This is a genomic window from Cytophagales bacterium (assembly GCA_019456305.1).
Classification (GTDB): domain Bacteria; phylum Bacteroidota; class Bacteroidia; order Cytophagales; family VRUD01; genus VRUD01.
On the sequence record VRUD01000040.1, the window covers coordinates 1 to 12,321 of the forward strand.

6 protein-coding genes are annotated in these 12,321 nt (G+C 39.7%); 5 read left to right on the forward strand and 1 reads right to left on the reverse strand.

The window, feature by feature from the left end; translation table 11 throughout:
* Positions 1–117 precede the first annotated feature (117 nt).
* Positions 118–3,141, forward strand: a complete 3,024-nt coding sequence (locus FVQ77_09900; protein MBW8050630.1) for a glycine dehydrogenase — start codon at positions 118–120, stop codon at positions 3,139–3,141.
* A gap of 10 nt (positions 3,142–3,151) precedes the next feature.
* Here the strand turns inward: FVQ77_09900 and FVQ77_09905 are convergent, their stop codons facing one another.
* Complete coding sequence (locus tag FVQ77_09905; protein MBW8050631.1) at positions 3,152–3,361, reverse strand: hypothetical protein; 210 nt, start codon at positions 3,359–3,361, stop codon at positions 3,152–3,154.
* Positions 3,362–3,386: 25 nt separating this feature from the next.
* Between FVQ77_09905 and FVQ77_09910 the strand changes: the two genes are divergently transcribed.
* The 4 genes from FVQ77_09910 to FVQ77_09925 all read left to right on the forward strand — a co-directional run bounded on the left by FVQ77_09910 (position 3,387) and on the right by FVQ77_09925 (position 12,294).
* Positions 3,387–3,782 (forward strand): hypothetical protein, encoded by a 396-nt coding sequence (locus tag FVQ77_09910; GenBank protein ID MBW8050632.1) that lies wholly within the window; start codon positions 3,387–3,389, stop codon positions 3,780–3,782.
* Positions 3,783–3,858: 76 nt separating this feature from the next.
* Positions 3,859–4,044, forward strand: a complete 186-nt coding sequence (locus FVQ77_09915) for a hypothetical protein (GenBank protein MBW8050633.1) — start codon at positions 3,859–3,861, stop codon at positions 4,042–4,044.
* A gap of 633 nt (positions 4,045–4,677) precedes the next feature.
* Positions 4,678–10,923: a T9SS type A sorting domain-containing protein gene (locus tag FVQ77_09920; GenBank protein MBW8050634.1), complete on the forward strand. Its 6,246-nt coding sequence runs from the start codon at positions 4,678–4,680 to the stop codon at positions 10,921–10,923.
* A 282-nt stretch (positions 10,924–11,205) separates the two neighbouring features.
* Positions 11,206–12,294 (forward strand): DUF1573 domain-containing protein, encoded by a 1,089-nt coding sequence (locus FVQ77_09925; protein MBW8050635.1) that lies wholly within the window; start codon positions 11,206–11,208, stop codon positions 12,292–12,294.
* The last annotated feature ends 27 nt before the right edge of the window (positions 12,295–12,321 follow it).

The window sequence follows — 12,321 nt, forward strand, 5'->3', positions numbered from 1 at the left end:
CGATTTTATCAATTTCGTGTACATTTACAGAGCTAAGATACAGTTTAACACGCTATATTAAACTAAAGCCAAAATTATTTTCATCCAAATTATATTCAGGTAAGTTAAGAAAAAATCATGCGACAGGATTTTACCAAAAAAGAAAAATTTGTAACACGCCATAATGGCCCTGGAGAAGAAAGCATTAAAAAAATGCTGAATCATACCGGTGTAGACTCTTTAGATCAGTTAATTGAGGAAACGATACCCGCTCCGATCAGGTTAAAAAAAGCATTGCAACTGCCCGAAGCTCAAAACGAATTTGACTTTTTGAGATCACTAAAGAAGCTGGCCGGGAAAAATAAGCTATTTAAGCCTTATATCGGGATGGGTTATTACGACTGCATTGTTCCTGAAGTGATCAAAAGGAACATTCTGGAAAACCCGGGCTGGTATACCGCCTACACACCCTACCAGGCTGAAATTGCACAAGGCAGGTTAGAAGCGTTGATCAATTTCCAAACGATGGTAATGGATCTAACCGGTATGGAGCTGGCCAATGCCTCTCTTCTGGATGAAGCTACAGCTGCCGCAGAGGCAATGGCAATGATGTTTTCATTAAGAAAAGGAGATAAAAAAAATGCAAACTTGTTCTTAGTTTCAAAAGATTGTTTCCCTCAAACCATTGACGTACTGCAAACAAGAGCGTTACCTCTTGGCATTGAATTGTTAATGGCCGATCATAATGAACTGAACCTGGATTCCCCCTCTCCACTTGTGGAGAGGGGGTTAGGGGGTAAGGTGGTTTTCGGTGCATTACTTCAATATCCTGACGCAAATGGAGCTGTATATGATTATAGTGATTTTATCTCAAAAGCACATGAGAAAAACATTCTAATAGCTGTAGCTGCTGATATTTTAAGTTTAACGCTATTTGTACCTCCCGGTGAAATGGGAGCGGACGTTGTGGTTGGTTCAACCCAGCGGTTTGGTGTGCCTATGGGTTACGGAGGCCCTCACGCAGCTTATTTTGCTACAAAAGAAGCCTACAAAAGATATATTCCGGGTAGGATCATTGGTGCATCCTTAGATGCTGATGGCAATAAGGCATACAGGATGGCTTTGCAAACAAGGGAACAACATATTCGCAGAGAAAAAGCAACGTCTAATATATGTACAGCCCAGGTTTTACTCGCTATCATGGCAGGTATGTATGCTGTTTACCACGGACCTGAAGGATTGAAGACGATTGGTGAGCGCATACATGGTTATACAAAACTTTTAGAGAAAGAACTCACAGCATTAGGGTACAACCAAATCAATAATCATTTTTTTGATACCTTAAAGATTGATGTTGGTAAAATAGAATTGCTCAGAAAGATCGCTTTAGAATCACAAATTAATTTCCGTTATTTTGATGATCATTATATAGGTATTTCTTTAAATGAAACAACGGAAATTAGTGATATTAATGATATTATAAATGTTTTTGATAAAGCACAGTCTGGTTCAAAGTTCAAAGAGACGCCCAAATTGGGCGTCTGTACTTCAAAGTTTAAACCTGAAATATCCAACCTTAAACACCTGCCCGCCAAAGGCTTAAAGCAGGCAGGTCAAACATCCTCTGATTTAAATAACACATCCCCTTTTAAAATACCAGACTCACTTAAAAGAAGATCGCCTTATCTAACACACCCTGTCTTCAATAGATATCACACTGAACACGAGATGCTGCGTTATCTGAAACGATTAGAAAATAAAGACCTTTCGTTGGTGCATTCCATGATCTCATTAGGGTCTTGTACGATGAAGCTTAATGCTACTGCCGAAATGGTACCGGTTACCTGGGCTGAATTTGCCAACTTGCATCCTTTTGTGCCATTAGAGCAGGCACAGGGTTATATGCAGCTTTTTACAGAATTGGAAGTTTGGTTATGCTCAATTACAGGATTTGCTGCTATTTCATTTCAGCCTAATTCCGGAGCACAGGGAGAATTTACCGGTTTGCTGGTAATTCGTGCACTTCACCAAAGCAAAGGGGATGGATCCAGGAACATTGCTTTGATCCCATCCTCTGCACACGGAACCAATCCTGCAAGTGCAGTAATGGCAGGGATGAAAGTTATCATTGTAGCTTGTGACCGGCATGGGAATATAGATCTTAATGATCTGGTAGAAAAAGTGGAATTTCATAAAGACAACCTGGCAGCTTTAATGATCACCTATCCATCAACACATGGCGTATTTGAAGACAATATCAAAGAGGTTTGCCGGATCATTCACGATAATGGCGGTCAGGTTTATATGGATGGCGCTAACCTGAATGCCCAGTTGGGATTGACCAGCCCGGCAGAAATTGGCGCTGATGTTTGCCATCTTAACTTACATAAAACCTTCTGTATCCCTCATGGAGGTGGCGGGCCCGGAATGGGGCCTATTGGCGTAGCAAAGCATTTAGCTCCCTTCTTGCCTGCACATCAATTAATACATCAGCCCGCAACTCGCAATTCAATTCATTCCGTTTCTTCCTCTCCCTGGAGCAGCGCAAGCATTCTTCCCATCACCTATGCCTATATAGCTATGATGGGTGCAGCAGGTTTAACAGAAGCTACCAAAATAGCAATTTTAAATGCAAATTATATTAAATCACAGTTAGAGAAATATTACCCTATTCTTTATACAGCAAAAAATGGCAGGTGTGCACATGAGTTCATTGTTGATTGCCGCCAATTTAAAGAAGCTGTTGGAATAGAGGTAGAAGACATAGCAAAAAGACTGATGGATTATGGATTTCATGCTCCAACTGTATCTTTCCCGGTGCCTGGAACATTGATGATCGAACCTACCGAAAGTGAATCAGTGGAAGAATTAGACAGGTTCTGTGAAGCTATGATCGCCATTAGAAAAGAGATACAGGAAATTGAGGATGATAAAGCAGACCGGGATGACAATGTGTTAAAAAATGCACCTCATACTGCCCAAGTTGTAATGGCTGATGAATGGGATCATAATTATAGCAGACAAAAAGCCGCCTATCCATTGGATTGGGTTAAGCAAAACAAATTCTGGCCCACCGTAAGCCGGATAGACAGCGCTTATGGTGACAGGAATTTGGTTTGTGGTTGTTTGCCGGTAGAGGAGTATGAAAAGGCAGTGGTTTGATCCCGAGTACTCAGTCGGCAGTCGGCAGTCGGCAGTCGGCAGTCGGCAGTCGGCAGTCGGCAGTCGGCAGTCGGCAGTCGGCAATCGGCAATCGGCAGTCAGCAACATTGGCGACTGTGGACTGCCGACTGTGGACTTGTTTCAGAATGTATAAAAATATTCGGGATGAAATTTGATGACTATTTCCAAATAAAATAACTACATTTGCGACTAATTTCAAATAAAACAAATATTCAAATTAAATAATGAGTTATCCCATACAAAAACTTCAGATAGAAACCATTGACAAGAAAACAAAAAGTGTGAATACTCTTTTTGATTCAGGTTCTTTTTATTCAATTATCAAACAAGAGTGTTTACCATTGTCTGAGTACATTGTATATTATCCTGTTTCGGAATTATGGGGCACCGCATCAGAAAGCGGAACACTTGAAATAACAGGCTCAGTAGAACTTATTGTCACTATTAATAATAAGAAAATTAAAGAATTAATTTACATTGCTCCGAAACTATCTAAAGAAATGATAATAGGATCCAAAACATTGCAGTCATGGCACATTACTATTGATAATTCAAACGGTAAAACAATAATCTCAGTTGATAAAGACATGAACGATCCTGATATTACATCAGTGGTTTAATGGGTAATTTATAAAAATATTTTTGTTGTTATTATTTTATCTTATATTTGCCACGGCATAAATCGTTGCCTGCATTATGCAAACCGCAGATACCATATTAGACGTAGTACTTATATTTATTTTAATTGCAGTAATTGAATATATTGAAATAAATCCAATCTTAGAGTTTATTGCACTGGCAGTTGCAATAATATATGGGATTATTAAGATCGGTTTTACAATTTCACAATGGTATTACCTGATCAAAAACAAAGGAAAATAAATAATTTTTTATAGAAATATTTTTGTTGTTATTATTTTATCTTTTATATTTGTCCCCTGAAAACTTAATTTGAAATTTTGTTATTCTCAAATTGATTGATATTATCCGTAATTGGATGATAGAAAACAATTAAATAAACACTTAACTAAACAATTACAACAATTTTGAATGTAGATGGATAGATCCCAGAAAAAAATATTAGTTACTATCCTGATCGAAGTGGGTAAATTCACTTTTACGGGCATAGTAATCGGATATTTTATTTCAACACGAATTATACCTTCATGGGTTGTAATAATTGGGGTATTCTTTTCATTACTTTGTTTTATGATCGCGATATATTATTCAAAAGAGAAATAAATATGGAAATCCTTGGCTATATTTTTATTGCAGGTTCTTTAATTCTACTTACTTTATGGATCTGGCAATACTATAATGATCAAAAAAAGCATATTTGACACTATTTATTAAACCACCTAAATTTTTATTAAAATATTTTGTTGTTATTATTTTATCTTATACATTCACCCCGAAAACTTAATTTAAAATTTTGTTATTCTCAAATCGATTGATATTATCAGTAATTGGATGAATAGAAAAAAAGAAAAAACAATTAACTAAACAAATACGATCATGAAAAAATTACTAACTCTTTTATTCACTGCTCTCTTTGTTTACCCCGTTAGACTATTTGCTGCGGGGCGGAGCGCTAAACTACAGCCTGTAAAATCTTTTTTAAAGACTTTATTTGTTGTTGTAATATTATCTAATGGGGCAAATTACGCATTTGCACAAGCAATCATCTATTCAGAAAGTTTTACAGGTGGAACCATTTATTGTCCGGGTAATCCACAGTATGATAATTGGGTAACCTTTAGGAGCCAACTAGATACGCTGGTAAATAATTTTACATCAGTAACCATTAGAGGAAGTCTGGATACGGTCGGAATAACATGCAGTGATCCTGCTACTGTTAAGCAAATGGCTGCTGCACTTATGAATGGAAGTATTGGAAGCTGGACTTGTGGAGGCAATACCTGGGGAGTAGGTGTTACTGGTTGTGGTAGTGGTTGTTCAATCGCGGCTGATAGGATAGAATTCTATGCCGGTCCGGGTGCACCTAGTGCTTGCAGTTGTACTGCACCATATAGCGTACGCCCCTGTATTGGTAATAGTAATTGGGGAGGTATCACTGTCATCTGTTCTCCTCCAACTCAAACTATGACTGTAATTTTTGGATATGAAATAGGACCGAATGTGCTCATTATCTGGGATGACGTTGTAACCAATCCAAACACTCAATCTCTAAAAACAGCTCTTCAAAATGCTGGTATGACAGTTACAATGAGTGCAACTGATGAGCTCAGTTATGACGGAACAAATCCACCTTTAGCTGGTTTTGATGCAGTAATTCATCTGAATGGAACAACATGGGCAGCAGAGATGCTTGCAGCCGGCCAGAATGCAATTGTTAGTTTTGTTCAGGATTCGGGCGGAATCTTTCTGGGCTCTGAATGGAATGCTTACGAGATACTGCAAGGGCGTATGTTAGCGATGCAGGATTTAATTCTTTTTGACCGGACTACAGCAGGAGGAGTCACATCTTCCTATATTGAGGTGCCTGCTCAGGCGTCTCATCCTATTCTAGCGAATGTTCCTGCTACCTTTGCTATTACCTATGACAACACAACCGATGACAGTCTTCACTTTTTTCCAATAAATCCCTCTACAACATTGATGAAAGATGACCAAGGCAGAGATGTAGTAGCGGTCAGATATTTTGGATCAGGCCGTGTTGTGGGCTTTTATCATACAGGTAATTCTGCAGGCGAGACTACGCTTTCAGATACCAATATACAACAATTGTATATTGATGCTATTCTTTGGGCACTTCCAATCGTAACCTATTGTACACCTACATACACAACTGGTTGTGCCACCGATTTTATTGACCGGGTAGAATTTGCCGGCATTGACAATTCTCCTGCTGGCACAGGTTGTAACGGCAATCCCGATAATTATATCTTTTATTCTGCAGACACTGCCAAAGTTGGGCAGGGAAGTTTTTATCCTATCACCTTAACCCCTACAACTTCTGCTCCACAGGGTTTTGGCGTTTGGATTGATTTCAACCAGGATGGCGATATCTCAGATGCCGGTGAATTTGTATTTTCTGCTGCTGCAGGAACAGTTCCAGTTGGTGGTACTATTTATATTCCAGGCACTACAACACCTGGAGCAACAAGATTGAGGGTAAGATGTATATTTGGTACTACACCTGTAGCTGGTGATTCCTGTAATAATTATACGTGGGGTGAAACAGAAGATTATAATATTTTAATTCAAGCACAACTAACTGTTGATGTAGGCGTTATCGCTATTGATGCACCAATTTCAGGCTGTGGATTGACTGCAACAGAAAGTGTTACAATCAGAGTTTCCAATTTCGGTTCGGTTCTCCTGGATACTATCCCGGTTTCTTATCGTATTAATGCGGGGCCTGCTGTCAATGAGACTATTTTTGATACAATAAATCCGGGAGATACACTTATTTATACTTTTGCAGCTACTGCTGATCTTTCCACTACCGGTATTTACATTTTTGATGCCTGGACAAGCTTAGCTGGAGATACAGTCAATTTCAATGATAGTCTTTCTAACTTTGATATATATAATCAGCTTAAAGTTTGTATCTTTGATGCAGTTGGCGGCAGCGGAGATACAACCTGCAGCAGCTTCACCAATGACTTGTGTACTGACGGTTTTGTCACTAATGATACAACCTTAAAATCTTCAGATCCATTCACGTTGACCACCACCAAAATAGATTCTATAGACTTCTATCTATATTATACTGATTGTACACCTGGAGATACTGTAAACTTTACATTTTATTTAAATGGGATACCAATTGGCCTGTACCAGGATATTACTTTTACCTGTACGTGCACGCCAGTCATATACCCATTTAAATTTACCATTACAGATACAGCAACTTTAAACGCTGCTTTAAACCCTGGACTTAATACGCTCAGTGTTAAAAATGATGGAATTGTCAATATGAATATTGCCGGATACACTGCTACCATATATGGCGCTTGTGCTCCTCCTTTTGATTGTGTCAGCGATGAATATACAGCTATGACTGATCCTGCAGGTTCGGGGGCTGATTATGTGGGTCAATCATTTATTGCGAATGTTAATACTATTGATACGGTAGGGGTTTGGCTTTCTCCCTGGGTCGGACCAAATCAGATAAAATTTGGAATTGCTCCTGATGATGGGGCTGGCAATCCTGATGAAACTGCAGTGCTATGGATGAGCGGGTTGATAAACCTGCCTGTCGCGGGCCAATGGGTTTATATTGGGGGGTTGGGCATCCCTGTTACCCCCGGATTAGTATATCATGTATTAATTGATACCACTGGTGGAGGAGATTATATGGTAGGATATTCAACTACTGATACTACAGACACGGGGGAAGACCTAAAGTTCTCAGGTGATGGCGGGGTTACATGGGCACTCTTCTCTTTTCCTATGGCAATTTATGTAAATGGCGATTGTGCTCCTTCATCTGCTGATGATGTAGGCGTGATCGCTATTGACGCGCCAACCTCCGGCTGTAACTTGAGTGCAACCGAAGCTGTAACGGTTAGAGTTAAGAATTTTGGTACTACGGTTCAAGACAGCATCCCTGTTTCTTTTAATGATGGCACAGGAGCAGTTACTGAAACGATACCTGACTCTCTTAACCCCGGTGATACTATTAGCTATACCTTTACAGCCACCAGCAATTTGCTTGCCCCAGGTACCTATTTCTTTGATGCCTGGACAGGTTTGGTTGGAGATGTTGATAATTTTAATGATACCATTGCAACCACTTTAACCGTAAATCCAAACCCTGTTATCAATTCATTTACCCTAACCTCTATTGGCTGTACACCGCTTAATAATACGCTATGTGTCGCTACAACCGGTGCCGATACACTCTTTTGGGATTTTGGGGATGGCAATTATGATACAACTTTTTTAGATACCTGTCTTTACCATCTTTACACCAATCTGACAGACAGTGCTATTGTTTATAACCCAATATTACTTGTAGAAAATAGTTTTGGCTGCACCGATACAGCTACAACAACCGTTACGGTTTTACCATTAGTCACTGCTGCATTTACTGCTTCGCCAGATACGGGCTGTCATCCTTTTACGGTTGATTTTCAGAATATCTCTGTTGGAGCGGCTACTTATGAATGGGATTTTGGAGACGGTTTCTCCAGCACAGATACAAATCCGACCCATATATTTACAAATACAGCAAGCCTGGTTGATAGTATTTATACCGTTAGTTTAATTGCTACCGGTTTCCCGATCTGTAAAGATACTACCATACAACAAATATTAGTACATCCAACACCAACAGCAAGCTATACAGTAAGCGATACTGTTGGCTGTGTAGGAGATACTGGCTTTTTTACTAATACAAGTACCGGAGCGACTTCATACCTGTGGCAGGTAGATGGTTTTACTTTCAGTACAGATACCAATGCTTTTGTATTAGCTCCTGCACCCGCCATCTATGCACTCAGGTTAATAGTATCAGATGGTGTATGCAGCGATACCTCAGCAGAGACAATTATAACGGTCTATGCTTTACCCACTGTTGCAGGCATTACAGGCACAGACCTAAGTTGTGCCGCAGCTAATGACGGGGCTGCTGACCTGACAGCTTCCGGTGGCGCTCCGCCTTATGCGTACAACTGGTCTAACGGAGATACTATTGAGGATATCATGGGCTTGTCTGTTGGCGCCTATACGGTGATCATTACCGATATGAATGGCTGCTCTGCTACAGGCAGCGTTACCTTATCTGCATTGAGCGGCTTATCAATCGTTACAGCATCTTCTGCGGCTTCCTGTCTATCGATATGTAATGGAACAGCTACGGGAATAGCTATAAGCGGTACAGAACCTTACACCCACCTTTGGGATGACCCCGCAGCACAGACAAATTCAACAGCTACGGGTTTATGCGCAGGCACTTATACAGTAATAGCAACCGATTCTGCCGGCTGTACAGATACAGCAACCGTAATAGTTGGCTCACCTCCTGAAATGATACTATCCATCACTCCAACAAATTCCACTTGTGGTAATGCAGACGGCAGCGCATCTGTGAGTGTCAGTAATGGCACACCGCCTTACACGTATGCCTGGTCAAGTGGCGATACGCTTGATATTGCTGATAGTTTGTCTTCCGGTATTTATGTAGTAACAGTAACCGATGTTAATGGTTGTTCTAATTTTGCCCTTGCTACGATCAGTGATTCAGACGGTCCTGAGATCAATAATGTTTTTTCAACAGATATTACCTGTAATGATGGTTCAGATGGAGCTATAACTATTACAGTAATCGGTGGCACGCAACCTTACGCTTACCTGTGGTCAAATGGAAGTACAGACCCTTTCATTTCTAATTTAGTGGCAGGGCCTTATGAAGTGACCGTTACAGATTCAAACGGATGTATTACCAATCAAAGCGTTACGCTTACCGAGCCCAATGCATTTAGCTACTTAATCACTACAACCGATGCCAATTGCAGCAACAACGATGGCAGCGCATCTGTGAGTGTAAGTGGTGGAACAGGCGCCTATACTTATGCATGGTCCAGTGGTGATACCCTTCTCTTTGCAGACAGCCTGGCAGCAGGAGTTTATACTTTAACCGTTACAGATTTTAGTAGCTGTACAGATTCAGTCAACGTTGCCGTAAGTAACGTAGGTGGAGCAACAATAACCATAGATTCAATCATAGATGGAGGATGTGGCGCTTCTTTAGGTTCAATTTATATCAGCTTAACAGGCGGGTCAGGGATATTTACCTACTTATGGTCAGATGGTTCTATCAATGAAGACCTGGTAAATGTATCTTCAGGAACGTATAATGTAACTGTAACCGATACCAACAACTGTATAGCAACAGCAAGCGCTCACATATCAGGAATACCTTCAGTAGAAGCTTCAATTTGTCTTGTCACGGTTGACAGCGCTACGGGCAAGAACCTGATCGTATGGGAGAAAACACAAACAGAAGGGGTTTTATCATATAACATATATAAAGAGAGTTCTCAGGTTGATGTTTATTATTTGATTGGAAACGTGCCTGTAAACACCACAAGCGTGTTTGTAGATAGCTTATCGGACCCAGCGATCAGATCGTGGAGGTATAAGATGCAGGTAGTAGATTCATGCCTTAATGAATCAGAATTAAGTGCAGACCATAAGACGATGCACTTAAATATAAATTTAGGAATACCCCCTGCAATAAACCTGATATGGGATCATTATGAAGGAGATTTTCCATTTTTAACATATTATGTCCTCAGATATACAGCATTAACCGGCTGGGATACATTGAGTGCCCTGGCGAGCAATCTTACATCCTATACTGATCCTACTCCACCTAATGAAGATCTCTATTACTTTGTTGAAGTGAAACATCCTACGGGCTGTGATCCAAATATGAGTAAGGTATTAACCTACAATTCAGCCAGATCGAATGTATCAAACCGGCTTTTGCCAACAGGAATTCCACCCCAAGTACCCGGGGTTGAAAACCTTTCGAATTTCAAAGTTTATCCAAATCCATATACCGGGAAGACAAAAATTGCTTATATTCTTCATGAACATGCCAATGTGTTATTAGAAGTTTATAATGTATTGGGCAAAAAGGTACAAGTGCTGGTAAATGAACCACAAAACATCGGCAAACATCAAATTGATTTCAGTGCAAATGATCTGGGTTATTCACCGGGTGTTTATATTCTTAAATTACGCGTAGGTGATACGCTTTATATGAAAAAATTGATGGAATATTGAAAAAGTAGGCAGTTGGCAGTAGGCAGTTGGCAATATTGTCAACTGTCAATTGTCAACTTTTCTCATTCATCAACCCCTCAATCTCCTCCGCCTCAATAGGTATATGCTCCATCAGGTCAACATGGCCGTTTTTTGTGATAAGAAAATCATTTTCAAGCCTGGTGCCTAGCTTTTCATCTTTGATATCCAATCTTTTGGCAAATTATAGAGTAAAAAATTTTTTTATAATTATTCATTGGTATATATTTGCGAGTCTTTTATAAAAAACAACTTAATAAAATCATGAAAAAGCTAACTTTAACACTCATCGCCAATTTTATCATCGCCTTTTGTCTATTCGCACAAAAAGGTGTATTAAAATTTGAAAATAAGACCCATAGTTTTGGCAACATCAATGAAGCTGACGGGCCGGTTACCTATGAATTTCAATTCACCAATACAGGTACTAACCCGGTGATCGTATCAAATGTAAAAGCTTCGTGTGGTTGTACCACTCCGGGATGGAGTAAAGAGCCGGTAATGCCAGGCAAAAAAGGATTTATAAAGGCAAAATATAACCCGGCTAACAGGCCTGGCGCTTTTACAAAAACGTTAACTATATCTTCAAATACAAACCCGGCTACACTAGTCTTGTACATTAAAGGTAATGTAGCACCAAAACCCAAATCACCAACACAAGCTTATCCTAAAAAGTTAGGAAATATCAGGTTAAGGAGTGACAACCTCACTCTTGGCAGGGTAAAAGTCAATAAACCAATTACAAAAGAATTCACCTTTTATAATGATAGTGAAGAGCCGGTCACATTTACTGATAAAATTATCGCACCTAAGCATATTCAAATAATGATTGAACCTAAAACCATTAAACCAAAGGAAAAGGGAACGATCAAGGTTACTTACGATCCAACTAAGAAAGGCGAATGGGGTTATGTTAGTTATGGTATAGAATTGTACACCAATGAAGCTAAGGATGCGAAAAAAGTATTGAATGTTATTGGCACAATGGAAGAATACTTCCCTCCGTTGTCTGAAGAGGAAAAAGCAAAGGTTCCAAAGATATCTTTTGACAAAAAGAGCCACGATTTTGGTGAAGTTAAAGAGGGCAATAAAGCCACCACCACTTTTAAGATCACGAACAACGGAAAACAAAAACTAATTCTTAGAAAGGTCCATGCAAACTGCGAATGCACTACCGCCAAACCTTCCAAAACGCAGTTAAAACCCGGTGAAACGATTGATATAGACGTAATATTTGACTCAGTCGGAAGAAAAGGGAAACAGGTTAAAACAATTACCGTTATCAGCAACGACCCTTCTTCGTCCTATAATACCCTAAGGATAAATGCTAATGTATTGAGTAGGGGTTCGTAGAGCAGTAGGCAGTTGGCAGTCCACAGT

Bases quoted from the DNA above. Each gene is read 5' to 3' on its own strand.
- FVQ77_09900 (MBW8050630.1), top strand. From the start codon at position 118: ATGCGACAGGATTTTACCAAAAAAGAAAAATTTGTAACACGCCATAAT.
- FVQ77_09910 (MBW8050632.1), top strand. From the start codon at position 3,387: ATGAGTTATCCCATACAAAAACTTCAGATAGAAACCATTGACAAGAAA.
- FVQ77_09915 (MBW8050633.1), top strand. From the start codon at position 3,859: ATGCAAACCGCAGATACCATATTAGACGTAGTACTTATATTTATTTTA.
- FVQ77_09920 (MBW8050634.1), top strand. From the start codon at position 4,678: ATGAAAAAATTACTAACTCTTTTATTCACTGCTCTCTTTGTTTACCCC.
- FVQ77_09925 (MBW8050635.1), top strand. From the start codon at position 11,206: ATGAAAAAGCTAACTTTAACACTCATCGCCAATTTTATCATCGCCTTT.